Source organism: Limnobacter sp. UBA7229, assembly GCF_002473065.1.
GTDB lineage: Bacteria > Pseudomonadota > Gammaproteobacteria > Burkholderiales > Burkholderiaceae_B > Limnobacter > Limnobacter profundi.
This window is the reverse complement of the sequence record NZ_DKTN01000005.1, coordinates 46709-62367: the sequence shown is the minus strand read 5'-3', so window position 1 is coordinate 62367 and position 15659 is coordinate 46709. Positions and strand designations below refer to the sequence as shown.

At 53.3% G+C, this 15659-nt stretch carries 16 protein-coding genes; 14 read left to right on the top strand and 2 right to left on the bottom strand.

From position 1 onward, the window contains the following. The first annotated feature begins 6 nt into the window (after positions 1-6). The gene (locus B4C79_RS03150; protein WP_171101182.1) at positions 7-615 is read left to right on the top strand and encodes a flavin reductase family protein; all 609 of its coding nucleotides are present in this window, start codon (positions 7-9) and stop codon (positions 613-615) included. A gap of 11 nt (positions 616-626) precedes the next feature. Here B4C79_RS03150 and B4C79_RS03145 read toward each other — a convergent pair whose 3' ends face one another. Then, a complete protein-coding gene (locus B4C79_RS03145) occupies positions 627-1298 on the bottom strand; it encodes a GntR family transcriptional regulator (protein WP_291740992.1) in 672 nt (223 codons plus the stop codon). Positions 1299-1465: 167 nt separating this feature from the next. Here B4C79_RS03145 and B4C79_RS03140 point away from each other — a divergent pair, with 167 nt between their 5' ends. The 13 genes from B4C79_RS03140 to B4C79_RS03080 all read left to right on the top strand — a co-directional run bounded on the left by B4C79_RS03140 (position 1466) and on the right by B4C79_RS03080 (position 12995). Further along, positions 1466-2185: a haloacid dehalogenase type II gene (locus tag B4C79_RS03140; protein ID WP_291740990.1), complete on the top strand. Its 720-nt coding sequence runs from the start codon at positions 1466-1468 to the stop codon at positions 2183-2185. Positions 2186-2219: 34 nt separating this feature from the next. Next, positions 2220-2972, top strand: coding sequence for a maleate cis-trans isomerase family protein (locus tag B4C79_RS03135; RefSeq protein ID WP_105027633.1), 753 nt, complete (start codon positions 2220-2222; stop codon positions 2970-2972). 96 nt (positions 2973-3068) lie between these two features. Continuing rightward, positions 3069-4088: a TRAP transporter substrate-binding protein DctP gene (dctP, locus tag B4C79_RS03130; RefSeq protein WP_291740988.1), complete on the top strand. Its 1020-nt coding sequence runs from the start codon at positions 3069-3071 to the stop codon at positions 4086-4088. Between the two features lie 66 nt (positions 4089-4154). Next, entirely contained in the window at positions 4155-4706 is a 552-nt protein-coding gene (locus B4C79_RS03125) for a TRAP transporter small permease (protein WP_291740986.1), read from the top strand. 1 nt (position 4707) lies between these two features. Beyond that, positions 4708-6051: a TRAP transporter large permease gene (locus tag B4C79_RS03120; protein WP_171101564.1), complete on the top strand. Its 1344-nt coding sequence runs from the start codon at positions 4708-4710 to the stop codon at positions 6049-6051. Positions 6052-6071: 20 nt separating this feature from the next. Then, positions 6072-7730 carry a malonate decarboxylase subunit alpha gene (mdcA, locus tag B4C79_RS03115; RefSeq protein WP_291740999.1) on the top strand — a complete coding sequence of 553 codons (1659 nt, stop codon included), beginning with the start codon at positions 6072-6074 and terminating at the stop codon, positions 7728-7730. A 12-nt stretch (positions 7731-7742) separates the two neighbouring features. Next, complete coding sequence (gene mdcC, locus B4C79_RS03110; protein WP_414673439.1) at positions 7743-8066, top strand: malonate decarboxylase acyl carrier protein; 324 nt, start codon at positions 7743-7745, stop codon at positions 8064-8066. Beyond that, a complete protein-coding gene (locus B4C79_RS03105; RefSeq protein ID WP_291740983.1) occupies positions 8056-8955 on the top strand; it encodes a biotin-independent malonate decarboxylase subunit beta in 900 nt (299 codons plus the stop codon). Before mdcC ends, B4C79_RS03105 begins: the two co-directional genes overlap by 11 nt. After that, a complete protein-coding gene (gene mdcE, locus B4C79_RS03100; RefSeq protein WP_291740982.1) occupies positions 8952-9677 on the top strand; it encodes a biotin-independent malonate decarboxylase subunit gamma in 726 nt (241 codons plus the stop codon). The genes B4C79_RS03105 and mdcE overlap by 4 nt, the downstream gene beginning before the upstream one ends. 18 nt (positions 9678-9695) lie before the next feature. Continuing rightward, a complete protein-coding gene (gene mdcG / locus B4C79_RS03095) occupies positions 9696-10394 on the top strand; it encodes a malonate decarboxylase holo-[acyl-carrier-protein] synthase (RefSeq protein WP_291740980.1) in 699 nt (232 codons plus the stop codon). After that, a complete protein-coding gene (locus tag B4C79_RS03090) occupies positions 10391-11269 on the top strand; it encodes a triphosphoribosyl-dephospho-CoA synthase (protein ID WP_291740978.1) in 879 nt (292 codons plus the stop codon). Before mdcG ends, B4C79_RS03090 begins: the two co-directional genes overlap by 4 nt. Beyond that, positions 11266-12171, top strand: a complete 906-nt coding sequence (locus B4C79_RS03085) for an acyltransferase domain-containing protein (protein ID WP_291740976.1) — start codon at positions 11266-11268, stop codon at positions 12169-12171. The genes B4C79_RS03090 and B4C79_RS03085 overlap by 4 nt, the downstream gene beginning before the upstream one ends. After that, the gene (locus B4C79_RS03080) at positions 12159-12995 is read left to right on the top strand and encodes a sulfite exporter TauE/SafE family protein (RefSeq protein WP_291740974.1); all 837 of its coding nucleotides are present in this window, start codon (positions 12159-12161) and stop codon (positions 12993-12995) included. The genes B4C79_RS03085 and B4C79_RS03080 overlap by 13 nt, the downstream gene beginning before the upstream one ends. Here the strand turns inward: B4C79_RS03080 and B4C79_RS03075 are convergent. Next, on the bottom strand, positions 12961-15453 hold the full coding sequence (locus B4C79_RS03075) for a hybrid sensor histidine kinase/response regulator (RefSeq protein ID WP_291740972.1): 2493 nt from the start codon (positions 15451-15453) through the stop codon (positions 12961-12963). The two genes, B4C79_RS03080 and B4C79_RS03075, sit on opposite strands and share 35 nt — an antisense overlap. Positions 15454-15659: the final 206 nt, after the last annotated feature.

The following is a 15659-nucleotide window of genomic DNA, read 5'->3' as shown; positions in this document are numbered from 1 at the left end:
GTTCGCATGTACTTCAACACCTCAGAAATCAGCCCCCGTGAAAACTATCAGTTGCTGACTGGCGCAGTGGTGCCGCGCCCCATCGCGTGGGTTAGCACGCTGAGTGAACATGGCATCGCCAATTTGGCGCCCTATTCATTCTTTACAGTCGCCAGCTGCAAACCACCCGTGCTGTGCGTGGTGCAAGTAAACCCTCGCGACCGCAGCGAGAAAGACACCCTGACCAATTTGCAAGCCACGAAGGAATGCGTCGTGAACATTGTGAGCCATGTGCTGGTGGATGCAATGAACACCAGTTGCGGCGACTACCCACCCGAAGTGGATGAATTCGAAAAGGCGGGTTTGAAAAAATCGCTGAGCAAAGCCGTGACGGCACCTGGTGTGGAAGATGCAATGGTGCGTTTTGAATGCAATTTGCGCGAGGTCAAACTGATTGGCGAAGGCGCCATGGGCGGCTCGATGATGTTGCTGGATGTGTTGGGTGTGGAAGTGAATGATTCAGCCATGCGGGGTGGCCTGATTGCCAACGACTTGCTCGATGCCGTGGGCAAACTGGCGGGTGATGGGTATTGCACCACCCGCAGCAATTTTGATTTGGCAAGGCCGAAGGTTTAAATAACGGGGCCTTAAGCTGCTGAGCGTGCCTTTAGTAACGGCAGCGAGGCCACCAAGTCAGCGAAGCGCTGGCCTTGCACCATCACATGGCTGCGCAGCAATTCGTTCGCCGTGTGGCCATCACCCGCCAGAATCGCTTTCACGATTGCGTCGTGTTCGTCCAGCGAAGTCGGAATGCGGCCCCGCACGCGCAGTTGCAAGCGGCGATAAGGTCGCAGCCTTCTGCGTAGGCCCCAAGCCTGTTCCATCAAAAACTCATTGTGGCTGCCACGGTAAATTACACCGTGAAATTTGTCATTGAGCTGGTAGTACTCATCGGGGTCGCCACCTTTGGCCATTGCAGCTTTGCATTCTTCGTGCGTGGCCACCAGTTCCTGCTGTTCTTCATCTGTCAGGCGGCGGGCGGCAAGCCTGCCGCACATGCCTTCAAACTCGCCCATCACCTCGAACATTTCGACCAGTTGCTGGGCCGTGAATTGCGCCACCACAGCGCCCCTGCGCGCGCGCAGCTCGACCAAGCCGGCGGTGGCCAGCTGGTTCAAAGCCTCTCGAATCGGCGTTCTGGACACGCCAAAGCGGTCTGCCAGCTCGGTTTCGTCCAGGTGTTCGCCAGGCGGCAGTTTGCCAAAAGCGATCAGTTCTTCAATTTGGTCCCGTACGTCTTCTGACAGTTTTTTCTTCATGAGGCAATAAAAAAATGAATCAACGTTATTGACAATGTATACGACCGCAATTAGTCTTGTATACAAGAAATCAAATAACGCATGCAAAATGCGATGCTCTACATACAATCATAAGAGAGCGCCCGCCCAAACACAATCAGTTTCGGCAAACCCTCGAGGAGACAGGAATGAACCACGCAGCCAGCGCAGTCAAAGCGCTTGCATTTGATGTTTTTGGCACCGTTGTAGACTGGCGCGGCAGTGTTGCACGCGAAGTTGCGATGATTGCCAAACACATGAATATTCAGGTGGATGCGCTGGCGTTTGCCGATGCCTGGCGCGCGGGTTATGCACCAGCCATGGACCGTGTGCGCAAGGGTGAGCTGCCCTGGATGCACATTGACAGCCTGCACCGGATGATTCTGGATTCCATCGTTGAGCAGTTTGGCCTTGCCAAATTGAACGATGAACAGCGCGAAAACCTGAACAAGGTGTGGCACCGCCTTAGCCCTTGGCCCGACACTGTTGCAGGCCTTCATGCCCTGAAAAAACAATTCACGATTACCACCCTGTCCAATGGCAATTTTTCTTTGCTGACCGCGATGGCAAAAAATGCCGGTTTGCCGTGGGACTGCATCGTATCGGCCGAACTGTTCAAGCATTACAAACCCGATCCCGAAACTTACCACGGTGTAGCCGGCTTGCTGAATTTGCCAATTGAGCAAGTGATGCTGTGCGCCAGCCACCCCAGTGATTTGCGTGCTGCCAAGGCGCAAGGCATGCGCACAGCCTACGTGATGCGCCCCTTTGAATTTGGCGAGCATGTGCCCTTGCCCAAAGTGGAAGCGGGCGAATTTGACTTTGTCGCACAAGACTTTGTGGACCTGGCCCGGCAACTGGCTACTTAGTTGGCAACTTAGGTCCACCTACACGGAGCATTGAATGAGCAAGATTTACCGGATTGGCCAGATTGTGCCAAGTTCAAACACCACCATGGAAACGGAAATTCCCGCAATTTTGCGGGCCCGCGAAGCCGTAGAGGCGGAGCGTTTCACGTTTCACTCCAGCCGCATGCGCATGCAGCATGTGACCAAAGAAGAGTTGGCCAAGATGGACGCCGATTCGGATCGGTGTGCTTTGGAGTTGGCCGATGCCCGTGTGGATGTGCTGGGTTATGCCTGCCTGGTGGCCATTATGAGCATGGGTTTGGGTTATCACAAAAAATCGGAAGAACGTTTGCACGGCCGCACCGTGGAAGCCGGTGGCCCTGCGCCTGTGGTGACCAGTGCAGGTGCCTTGGTCGATGGCTTGAAAGCGATCGGCGCCAAGAAAGTGGCCATTCTGACGCCCTACATGAAACCGCTGACATGCCTGGTGATTGATTACATCGAAAACGAGGGCATTGAAGTGCTCGACAGTATTTCGCTGGAGGTGTCGAACAATCTGGAAGTGGGTTTACTCAACCCGCTGGCGCCGATTGAACACACCAAGAAACTGAACACGGCCAATGTGGATGCGATTGTGGCGTCAGCCTGCGTTCAAATGCCATCGCTGGGTTCCATTCAGCCGATTGAAGACCGCGCGGGCATGCCGGTGCTGTCATCCTCGGTGGCCACCACCTACATGATGTTAAAGAAATTGGGTCTTAAGACCTATGCCCCGGGCTTCGGCTCGCTGTTGTCCGGGAAATATTGAACGAACCCAGAAATTTCGTTCGGATGTGGAAAGCGTTTGCGAATCACTCACCTGATTCAACAACGTTCAATTAGAAGCAAGAGAGGAGACTTACTCATGAAGTTCATGATCAAACCCCTGGTAGCCGGCATGGCTGCAGCCGCAATCACCTTTGGTTTCGCCAATACTGCGTCGGCACAAACCACCACCATCAAGGTGTCTCACCAGTTCCCGGGTGGTACCGAAGAAAAAGGCGATTTCCGTGACCGATTGGTGCGCAAGTTTGCGCGTCAGGTTGCAGAAAAAACCAATGGCAGCCTGAAGTTTGAAATTTACCCAGGCAGCTCGCTGGTCAAAACCTTTGCGCAGTTTGGCGCTTTGCAAAATGGCTCTGTGGACATGACTTTGTACCCCTTGGCTTACGAAGGCGGCAAAATTCCGCAAGTGAACATTACCTTGATGCCTGGCTTGATTACGAGCTACGAACAAGGTCACCGCTGGAAAGGCCAGCCGATTGGCAACGAACTGGAAAAGCTGCTTGAAAGCAAGGGTGTGAAAGTGATCACCTGGATTTGGCAAGCGGGCGGTATCGCATCCAAGAAGAAAGTGGTTGATCCATCCGAAGTGAAAGGCGTAAAAATTCGCGGCGCCTCCAAGCACATGGATTTGATGTTGAAGGGTGCAGGCGGTTCAATCACCAACGTGCCATCGAACGAAGTTTACAGCGCCATGCAAACTGGCGTGTTGGACGCTGCTGTCACATCCAGCACGTCCATCATTTCTTTCCGTCTTGAGGAAGTGGGCGATCACTTGACCGACGCCAGTCAGAATTCATTCTGGTTCATGTTCGAACCCCTCTTGATGGCCAAGTCCACTTTTGATCGCCTGACACCTGCGCAGCAGAAGGCCGTGATGGAAGTGGGTGCAAGCCTTGAGAAGTTCTCCATTGAAGAGTCCAAGAAAGACGACATGATGGCCGCTGAAGTGTGGAAGAAAGCAGGCAAGAAAGCCTATGCCATGGACGATGCAACATTCGCCAAGTGGCGTGCAGTTGCAGAGAAGTCAGCCTGGAAAGATTTCGCTGAAGAAGTGAAAGACGGCCAGAAGTGGCTGGACATGGCCACTGCAGTTAAGTAAAGCAAAGCGCACCAAACCCTCTCCACTGATGAGGGTTTGGTGTTCAAGTTCCATTCGGAGACAACTATGAACAACCCATTGTGGCGACTGTTCAGCGGCACCGTGCGCGGCATTAACCAAGCCATGGCATACCTGTCTGCATTCCTGATTCTCGTGTGTTCACTCGTGCTGGTGTACGAAGTGGTCACCCGCTACATTCTGAATATTTCCAATGACTGGGTCATTGAACTCAGCATTTTCATGTTGATCGCAGCCACCTTTCTGGCAGCAGCGCACACGCAACGCGAGCGTGGGCATGTGGGCATTGAAATTCTGGACGAAGTGATGTCCAAACGCGCCAGCCGGATCCGTTTGCTCTTCGGCGACATTCTCTCAATGCTGTTTTGTGGCTTGGTGGCTTATTTGTCGGCAGTGTATTGCCACGAGGCCTGGGATCAGGGTTGGACCACCAGCTCCACCTGGGGTCCAAAGCTGTGGATTCCATATTTTTTCATGTCGTTCGGCATGTTGTTGCTGACATTGCAATTCATTGTGCAAATTGTTGAAGGCTTGATGGGCAAGGCGCCCGAACTGCCAAAACATGGACACGCAACTACAACCAGCGGACAAGGGGGCTAACATGGGTGTTGTCGAAATTGGCCTGATCTACACGGCCCTCACCTTGGTGTTGCTGTTTTCTGGCATGCCCATTGCGTTTGCATTGGGTTCGTCGGCAGTGATCATCATGTATTTTTTCATGCCTGCAACCAATATTCATTTGATTGCAGAAACCATTTTCGGTGAACTTGAAAACTTCACTTTGCTCACCATTCCGCTGTTTATTCTCATGGGGGCAGCCATTGGCAAAACCCGGGCAGCGGTTGATCTGTACGAATCCGCTTACCGCTGGTTGTACCGCATGCCGGGTAGCCTGGGCGTGGCCAACGTGGCGGGTTGTACCATTTTTGCAGCTTTGTGTGGATCAAGCCCGGCAACCTGTGCAGCCATTGGCGGCATGGGCATTCCTGAAATGCGCAAGCGCGGATACAGCGGTGCCTTGGCCTCGGGTTTGATTGCAGCGGGCGGCACTTTGGGTATTTTGATTCCGCCCAGTATTACGCTGATCATTTATGGCGTGATGGCCGAGCAATCGATAGGCAAATTGTTTATTGCGGGCATTGTGCCCGGCATCTTGTTGGCCGTGCTGTTCTCGGTGTGGGTGGTGGTGAAGTTTATTCGTGATCGTCATGAATGGATGAAAACTGCAAGCCCGGAAGAAATCGCAAAGGTAGCCCAAAAGGAACATTTCACCTGGAAGGAAAAAATGGAGTCGTTGCCACGACTGCTGCCCTTCCTCTTGTTGATCGGTTTGATCATGGGTGCCATGTACGGCGGCTTCGGTACGCCTTCTGAAGTGGCAGGTGTGGGTGCAGTGGCTGCACTGATTTTGGTGATTGCACTGTACAAGTGTTACCAGTGGACAGACCTTCGCGCCATTTTCACAGGCACCGCGAAAGAAAGCTGCATGGTGATGATGATCATTGCCATGTCATTCCTGTTCACCTATGTGATGAGCTATTTGCGCATTAGCCAAAGCATGGCGGAATGGCTGGTGGCACTGGAAATGTCGAAGTGGGCCTTGTTGTTCTGGGTGAATATGTTGTTGCTGGTGTTGGGTTTCTTCCTGCCACCTGTGGCCATTATCTTGATGATCACGCCAGTTATTTTGCCGCCCATTCTGGCAGCAGGTTTCGATCCGATCTGGTTCGGCATTATTTTGACCATCAACATGGAACTGGGCTTGATTACGCCACCCGTGGGCTTGAACCTGTTCGTGATCAACGGCATTGCGCCTGACATCAAGTTCGGTGAAATTTTCCGCGGCATCGTTCCGTTCATTCTGATTATTGCGGGCTACATTGCCTTCCTGTCAGTGTTTCCGGAAGTGGTGATGTTCTTGCCCGACATGTTCTACGACTACTAAGCAGGACCAAAACAATGAGCATGACCAACACAACATGGCGCCAAGGGCAACAATCCAAGGCCGCCCGGTTGGGCCGCGCTTCCCACCTTGTCGGCGGAAGTTCCGGCAAGGTGGTGAAAGCTGAGCAAACAGTGGCTTTGCTTGAAAGTGTGATTCAGCCTGGTGACCGGGTTTGCCTGGAAGGCAACAACCAGAAGCAGGCTGACTTTTTGGCGCAATGTTTGGCCAAAGTGAACCCGCAACAGGTGCATGATTTGCACTTGTTGCAATCGGTGGTGGCTTTGCCCGAACACACGGCTTTGTTTGACAAAGGCATTGCCAAGGAAATTGATTTTTCGTTTTCCGGACCACAAGGTGCGCGGCTGGCCAACCTGGTGGCCGCCGGGAAAATCAAGATCAATGCGATTCACACTTACCTTGAATTGTTTGGTCGTTACTTTGTCGATTTAACGCCCAATGTCGCCCTGATCGCTGCAGAGGCTGCCGATGCACAGGGCAATCTGTACACCGGCCCGAACACCGAGGACACACCCGCCATTGTGGAAGCAGCTGCATTCAAGAATGGCATTGTGATTGTGCAGGTGAATGAAATACGCGACACACTGCCGCGTGTGGATGTACCCGCGGATTGGGTGGATTTTGTCATTCAAGCCCCGCGCCCGAATTACATTGAACCGCTGTTTACGCGCGACCCCGCACAGATTTCTGAAATACAGGTGTTGATGGCCATGATGGTGATCAAAGGCATTTACGCCGAGTACGGTGTGAAGCGTTTGAACCACGGTATTGGATTCGACACTGCGGCCATTGAGTTGCTGTTGCCCACCTATGGCGAGCAACTCGGCTTGAAGGGAAAAATTTGTACCAACTGGGCGCTGAACCCGCACCCGGCATTGATACCCGCCATTGAAGCCGGTTTTGTGCAAAGCGTGCACAGCTTCGGCAGTGAACTGGGCATGGAGAAATACATTGCAGCCAGGCCTGATGTTTTTTTCACCGGCAACGATGGCAGCATGCGCAGCAACCGCGCATTCTGCCAAGCAGCAGGGCATTACGCCTGCGACCTGTTCATTGGTTCTACATTGCAAATTGACACCTATGGCAATAGCAGCACGGCCACGAAAGGGCGCATTGCAGGCTTTGGTGGCGCACCCAATATGGGTGCGGATGCCCGTGGCCGCAGGCATGAAAGCGAGGCCTGGGTGAAGGCAGGGCGAGAAGCGCAAGCCAACCCCAAGCACATGCCGCGCGGCCGAAAGCTGGTGGTGCAAATGGTGGAAACATTCCGCGAGCACATGGCGCCAGCATTTGTTGAACGCCTCGATGCCTGGGACCTGGCCGACAGCATGGGTTTGAACAACCCGCCCGTGATGATTTTTGGGGATGATGTCACCCACATTGTGACCGAGGAAGGCATTGCTAATTTGTTGTTGTGCCGCAGTGAAGAGGAGCGTGAACAAGCCATTCGTGGCGTGGCTGGTTACACCGAAGTGGGCATGGCGCGTGACAAAAAGAAAGTTGAAGAACTGCGTGCCCGAGGCGTGATTAAACGCGCTGAAGATTTGGGCATTGCCCGGCGCGATGCCACACGCGATTTATTGGCCGCAAAAACCGTGAAAGACTTGGTGCGTGCTTCAGGTGGTTTGTACAATCCGCCCAGCCGTTTCCGCAACTGGTAAGGGGCTTTCATCATGAGCATGGAACAACTGAAATACAACTTGCCCAGCAAGATTCAGCAAACAAACCGCGAAGCAGTGCTGGTGGGCGTCACCGCCAGCGGCAACTGCGAAGTGTTGTTGGAGAAAGGTGAAGATACTGCCCATTGTTCAGTGGACATTCAAACTTCAGCACGCGGATTTGGACAAATTTGGCAGGCTGTGTTGAACGACTTTGCAGAGCGCAAAAATGCAGGCGGTTTGAAAATTGAAATTCACGATGTGGGCGCAACACCGGCTGTGGTCAGTCTGCGTCTGGATCAAGCCATAGAGGCATGGGAGAACCAACATGGCCAATAGTTTTCTGGAAGCCAGTGCACGCGAACGCGTGCAGGCCGTGTGCGACGAGGGTAGTTTTCAGGAAATCCTGAAACCGTCGGATCGCATCAGCAGCCCGCACATGGCGCTGCTGGAACAACCCGTAGCATTTGACGATGGCGTGGTCATTGGGCGAGCCACTTTGGGTGGCGCACCTGTGCTGGTCGCTGCCCAGGAAGGTGAGTTTCTGGGCGGTGCCATTGGCGAAGTGCATGGCGCGAAAATTACCGCGTTGATTGCCAAGGCCATTAAAGAAAAGCCCCGCGCAGTGCTGCTGATTTTTGAAAGCGGCGGTGTGCGTTTGCACGAGGCCAATGCCGGCCTAATTGCGGTTTCTGAAATCATGCGTGCGGTGTGTGCAGCGCGCGCTCAAGGCATTCAATTCATTGGTTTGATTGGCGGCGCGGCAGGTTGCTTCGGCGGTACAGGCTTGATTGCCCGTTGCTGCGATGTGCTGATCATGTCCGAAGAAGGTCGCTTGGCCATGTCCGGCCCGGAGGTGATTGAAACGGTGTATGGTGTGGAAGAATTTGATTCACGTGACCGTGCACTGGTGTGGCGGGTCAGCGGCGGCAAGCATCGTTATGTGATGGGCGACATTCAGGCGTTGGTGGTTGACGAAGTGGATGCGTTTCGCAACACCGCTTTGGCTGCACTAGGTTCAGGCAAGGTGGGTTTTGATCTTGAGAATCTGGAAGCTGAACATGCCATGTTGACGCAACGGCTTGAACAGTTTGGTGACTGCCGGGATGCGAAGGAAATTTGGCAACGCTTGAGCTTACCCAGTGCCGAAGAACTGGCGTTGATGCCTGCAGATGAATTTGTACGCGCAACTGACAGCGCACGCAACGTAGCAAGGGGTGTGCAATGAACAGGGACCAGGTATTGAATGCCTTGTTTGCCGATGGCTGGAAAGCGGATTACCTCGAGGCGGATCATTTTTACGGTCGCGCCAGGGTTGCCAATCAGGAAGTGACTGTGATTGGCACCTCTGAAAAAGCCGAAGTGGGTGCAGACATGGCCCTGACCATGGCGCGTGTGGTGATTGAAACCATCAGGCAACGTCCGGGCGAACCAATTGTATTTTTACTGGACACACAAGGCCAGCGTCTTCGACGTCGAGACGAGTTGATGGGTTTGAACGGTTATATGGCGCACCTGGCCAAGGCGGTTGAACTGGCGCGCCAGCGTGGTCATGTGATTGTGAGTGTGGTGTATGGTGAAGCGGTCAGTGGCGGATACATCAGCACTGGCATGATGGCAGACGCCTGCTATGCCTTGGCCGATGCGGAAATCAAGGTGATGAATTTGCCTGCCATGTCGCGCATTACCAAAATTCCTTTGGATCATTTGCAGGAATTGGCCAAACAGTCGCCGGTGTTTTCACCCGGGGTGGAGAATTACTTCCGCATGGGCCACCTGGATGCAGTGTGGCAAGGTGATTATGCGGCGCAGCTGGCTGCATCCATCGCAAGTTTGCAGACCAAATCGCGCGAGGAAATTGGCAAAGACCTTCGCATTGAACGGGGCGTGGAACGCGGGGGGCGACAGGCCGCAGGTGTGGTTGTTGAGCGTGTTTTAGCCAATCGATGACAGGCCGATGAGCACCCCATGATCACATTCAATCGCCACGACCTGGTGTGGTTAAAACTGGATGCAGTAAGGCATGCTGAGTATGCCGGGCCAGCACCTATGGAGCCCATCAGCGCATTGTCGCTTTTGCATCGGTGGGTGCTCAGTGGACACCCGTTGATTGTGGCGCGTCAAGAGGATGTCTTGCCGCATTGTCTGCGGGTGGGTTTGGCCGAGCCACCCTCTTGGGGCAAAAAGCGCTTGTCCTTCATCGTGAATAGTCAAGGCATTGAAAAGCACCAGCAAGGACCAAACCTGGCCAATGTGTTGCCAGGCTTACCGCAGCATTGGCAAGCGGGGGCTGTTGCTTTGCTGGGGTTTTTGGATAAGCACAATATTGCCGCACATGTGTACGGTTCAAGTGCTGTGCAGGTCTTGACCGGTTTGCCATGCCTTACTGAAAGTTCTGATCTTGATGTGCTGTTCAAACCAGTGAGTTGGCTTGACGCTGAAAAGCTGTGTCTTTTTCTAATTGCACTTCAAACCGAATACCCCGAGTTTAAGGTGGATGGCGAAGTGCTCAATCCAAGTGGTCAGGCTGTGCAGTGGCGTGAATTGCATCGAAGCTTTTCCGATCCCAATTCGAAGTTGATGGTGAAAACCAATCACACCGTGAAGCTTGTTGCATTGGCGACGTATCAGCAGGGTTTTCAATGCCCGGTTGGGAGTGCTGCATGAAAGAACTGGTCGCGCGAATTGATGCAGCAGCCTGCGAAGCCCTTCGACAGGAAGTGGACCTGGAGTACAAACCTGGCTTGGTGTGCCCCGGCAACAATGGCAGCCATGCTGACATGAATTGCACCACCTTCTACCGCAGCATTGCCGCTTTGCAGGGGTACTTCGGAAACTGTTTTGCGGCGGGTATTGAGGGTGCAGAATTCAGAACACTGCAGGCGCATGGCCTGGCCGCCGAGAAAGCCATGTTCAAGGCCACTGACGGTGTAAACACCCACAAAGGCGCCATTTTCCTGATGGGGTTGTTGGCGGGTGCAGCGGGTGCCCAGTTTCGTGAACATGGGTGTTTCGACCCGATCAGCCTGGGCAGGTTGGTGGCGGCCAAATGGGGCGTGAATATATTGTTGGCCGGGGTGCAAGACCAGGTACAGCATAGCGACTCGCCCACGCACGGCAGGCGGGTGAAAGATGCCTTTGGTTTGCCCGGCGCGCGCGAGCAGGCAGCCGATGGTTTCCCGGTGCTGTTCTGGACCACGGTGCCACAACTTCGCTGGGCTTTGTCTGAAGGGCTTTCGCAAGAGCAAGCTCAGTTGCATGCCTTGGTGTGCACCATTGGCAAGCTGCCCGACACCAACCTTGCGCATCGCGGCGGTTTGAAAGGTTTGCAATGGGCCCAAAGCCGGGTGGATCAATTTCTGGCCGAGGGGGGCGTATTTGCGCCCGGTTGGAAAAGCCGGGCACAACACCTGTGCGCACAGTTTGAATTGCAGTGGTTAAGCCCGGGTGGCAGCGCTGATTTGTTGTCTGCCGCGCTGTTTGTGCAGGCCTTGGTACAAGTCAATTGTGAGCTGCCCAACTTCATGGTTGCACGCTCATGACCTTGTGTATTTTGTGCCCGGGGCAGGGTAGCCAAACCGTCGACATGTTGCCACGTTTGCTGGCTGAGCCTTTGATTGCTCCACACCTGGAACCTTTGTTGGATGCCATGCCTTTTGATGCCATGGCGGTGTCGCAGAATTCCGAATTGTGTTTTGTGAACGCACATGCCCAGCCCTTGATTGTGGCCGCAGGCGCCGCAGTTGCGCAGGCCCTGAAAGCGCATGGCATTCATGCTGATTTAAGCGCGGGTTACAGCATTGGTGAGTTAACCGCCCACACGGTGGCCGGCAGTTTGCAGGCGTTGGACGGAGTGGGTTTGGCGGTGAAGCGCGCGCAGTGCATGGACCAGGCGGCACCCGCAGCCCACGGCATGATGGCCGTGAAGGGAGTTCGACTTGACAGGTTAGGGGCAATAGCACAAGAACACGGCCTGGCCGTGGCCATTGTGAATGATGAACAGCATGCCGTGCTCGCGGGCCCCACGGCGGTGATGAAGTCGATTTGCAAGGACATGGAACGCGAACTGGGCGCGCATGTGGTGCACTTGAATGTGCAAGTGCCTTCGCACACCGTGTGGTTAGGTGAAGCAAGTGTGCAATTCAAAAGAGCGCTTGAAGCAGTCAGCTGGCGCAGATTCGATTGCCCGGTGCTCAGTGCGCTGGACGGAAGCCCCGTAGAGAATCGCGATGGCGCAATCGATTGCCTTGCGCGTCAAATTTCTGAACCCCTTCAGTGGGCGCGTACTTTGGATTTGGCCTCTGAAATGGGTGCCACGGTTTACTTCGAAGTGGGGCCAGGCAACACGCTGAGCCGCATGGTTCGCGAGCGATTTCCGAATGTGAAAGTGCGTTCCTTGTCCGAGTTTCAAACCCTTGAAGGTGCATTGAATTGGTTGAATTGAACGCAGCACTGTTCGCTGAAATTTTTACAGTGCAGGCAGTGGCTGCGTACATTGCAATCGGCATTGTTGCAGGTTTTCTTGCGGGCCTTTTGGGTGTGGGCGGGGGCAGTGTGTTGGTACCAGCGCTGGTGTGGGCTTTCAAACTGGCAGCCTTGCCAGGGCAGTGGACCTTTCGTTTGGCCCTGGGTACTTCCATGGCCACCATTCTTTTCACGTCAGTTTCCAGCGTGCGTTCGCACCATCTTCATGGCGCCGTGCGCTGGGATGTCGTGAAAAATTTCATCCCTGGTATTTTGTTGGGAACCCTGTTTGGTACCTTCCTCGCGCGGCATGTGTCATCAAATGTTTTGGTGGGTTTTTTCGCCTTGTTCATGGGCAGTGTGTCAATTCAAATGGTTTCTGAGTACAAGCCGAAACCCGGCCGCATTCTGCCCGGCAAATTGGGACAGTTTTCTGTGGCCACTTTTATTGGCACAGCGTCCTCACTCGTCGCGGTCGGGGGTGGTGCGCTTACTGTGCCTTTTCTGGCCTGGTGCAACATACCGATTAAAAAAGCAATTGGCACCGCATCAGCCATGGGGTTTCCCATTGCGGTGGGTGGCACCATCGGTTTCATATTCAATGGCTGGACTGCACCCGGCCTGCCCACAGGAAGCCTCGGTTTTGTTTACGTACCCGCCTTGTTGTTCACCGTGGCGGCCTCGGTGTTGGTGGCACCCTTTGGTGCAAAAGCGGCGCATGTGTTGCCCGCCAACCTGTTAAAGAAGGTGTTTGCCGTGGTGCTGTTTTTTATTGCGGTGAATATGGTTCAGGGGCTTTTGTAGCGCGGTGTGTGTCCAGCAAAGCTTCAAGCGTGGGCATTTTTAAAGGCTTGCTCAGTACTTTGTCGAATACCGACCAATCCCGGCTGTGTGTGGTGGTGGACTCGTCTTCACCAGTCAATGCATACACCACCAGGTTGCCATAACGGTAGTCCTTGCGAATTTCCAGGGTTGCATCAATACCGTTTAACACTGGCATGTTGATGTCCATCAGCACGAAATCAATGGTGTCACCTTGCGCCTTGATGATTTCGACAGCACGTTGACCGTTTTCCGCTTCAATGCAATGTATACCCCTCTTGTTCAAAAGTGCCTTGATCACAGTTCGGGTCATCTTGACATCTTCAACCAGCAACACCACCAGCTCGGTTGCTGGCTCAGTTGAGCGGGGCCTGTTGCTTTTGCGGTCTGTGGGGGTTTGAAGTGAATAAAGCCATTTCACGATTGCCGCAGGCTGAAGCGGCCCCTGCACCAGGAAAATTCGATTTGCGTAGTCGGGGTGGCTTGATGTTTGCACATGCCCATTCATCCCGGGCAGTATCAAGGCCCGGTGATTGGTGTTGCTGGCAAGGTACGCGTGCGCGGTTTCAATGCGATCCGTGATCATTAGTAATGCACCGTGATCTACACACTGGCAACCCATGCTTGCCAGCATTTCCCGCGCATGTACATCGCATTGTGGGTTTGCCACAGCCAATTGAATTGTTTGTGAAGTCAGCAATTCAAGCGTTTCCGTGTTTTGTTTCTTGCCGGGTTTCAAGGGCACATGAAGGGTGGCGGTGGTGCCAGCGCCCTCGCTGCTGGTAATTTGTATTGTGCCGCCAACGTGTTCAACCAACGACTTCACCAAATTCAAACCCAGGCCCGAACCACCGTAGAGGCGAGCCGTAGAGGGAGTGGATTGTGCCAGTTGATCGAACAGGTTGTTCACGCTTTCCTCTGGAATGCCAGGGCCTGTGTCGTTAACCGAGAACTGCAGCAAGTTGGTTGACAATTGCTCGACACGCAGGCGGATATGCCCGGCCTCTGTAAACTTACAGGCATTGCTGATCAAATTGCCCACCATTTGTTTAATCCTGAAGGCATCGCCAATCCAGTGCCTTTGAATACTTCCTTTCATTTCAATGCGCAGCTCAAGATCGTGATTTTTAGCCCCGCCGTACAGGTGTGTCGACAGGTTATAAATCAGTGACCACAAATCAAACTCGTCTTCTTCAAAATGCAGTTCGCCCCGGTCCAGCCGGAAAGAATCCAGCGAATTCGTCAACAGGTCGACCAGGTCTTCTGTGCAGTACTTCAATTTCTCCGTGAGGTCTTGTTGTGTGTCCGTGTCGCATTGCTCATTCAGCAAATTGCACAGACCAAGAATTGTGTGAAGCGGGTTCCTGATCTCGTGGCTCATGGTCGCCACAAACTGGCTTTTCGCAGCGGTAAGTTGATCGGCTTTTTCTTTGGCCTCAATCAGACGGGTTTTCGCAAGGGTTGATTCTGTGATGTCCATCAGGCACATCAAATAGCTGGGTTTTTCCTGAATAACCACAGACTCGCCTGAACATCCAAAATAAGCTTTTTTGTCGCTGGTTTGGAATTCAATGGACAGGCTGCTTTCCTGCTGCACAGCATGGCGCATGTTTTCCTCCACCTGCGTTTGCTGCGTAGTGCAAACAAACTGTTGGCAAAATTCGCCCAGGTTGGAAAAACTGTCACGGGGTGAATTCAGCAGCCGCTGCGCTTCGGGTGTCAGCTGCACCTCACCGGTTTTGGGGTCAATCACAATGCTGGCCACATGGGCAATTTCACTGGCCAATTCTAGAAGTTTTGTTCTCAAAATCAGGTTTTGTTTGGCAAGGTGCTTTTCCGAGATGTCTTGCCCGATTGTGTAGAAGCCTTTGACCTCACCCCCCACCACATCGGGCAAATACTGCACGAGAATATGACTTGGGCGGTCGTTTGCTGTGTTTTTTAAAGTGACCAGGTAGTCGCATGGCTCCCCGGCCAGCGCCTTGTTAATCAGTGGCATCGCAATTTCAAGACGCTGCGGGGAAAGAAGTGTGTTGATGTGGTTACCTAGCAACCTTTCGGGCTTCATGGAAAACCATTGGGCATAAGCCTTGTTTGAAAAACGGTTGTGAAGGGTATGGTCCCAGTACCCCAGCATATAGGGGACACCGTTTAACAGCGACTCCAGATCGCGCTGCGCCTTTGCACGTGCTTTCTCGGCGTTTTCATGTTGAAGCAACGATGCTTTTATCGTTTTGTTTCCATAACCGAAATAAACAAGCACCAACATGTTGTTCAGTGACCAGAACAAGGTCACCAACGCAACGCTGTTCCAGACATCATCTGAAATCGAGGGGCCGGCACTCAATTCCAAAAACCAATAGGCCAGGAACGGCGATACGCCCAATAGAACGGCGATTAATTTATAACGTGTTTGTAAAGACCGGATAGAAGTTGTCATTGTTAATTCAAAGGTACGACACACGGATCGACAACCGCCATGAATGCAATGTATTCCTTCTGGTACGCCGAAAACCATATTGCGGTGTATCGGGGCTTTTACGCAACCCCCATTTTTGCTAAACCCCCAAACATCGGGGTAACGTTGAGTGGTAATGAATTTCTTGTGGGGTAAGCACATCCATTACCATGTCCGCCTGGATTGGT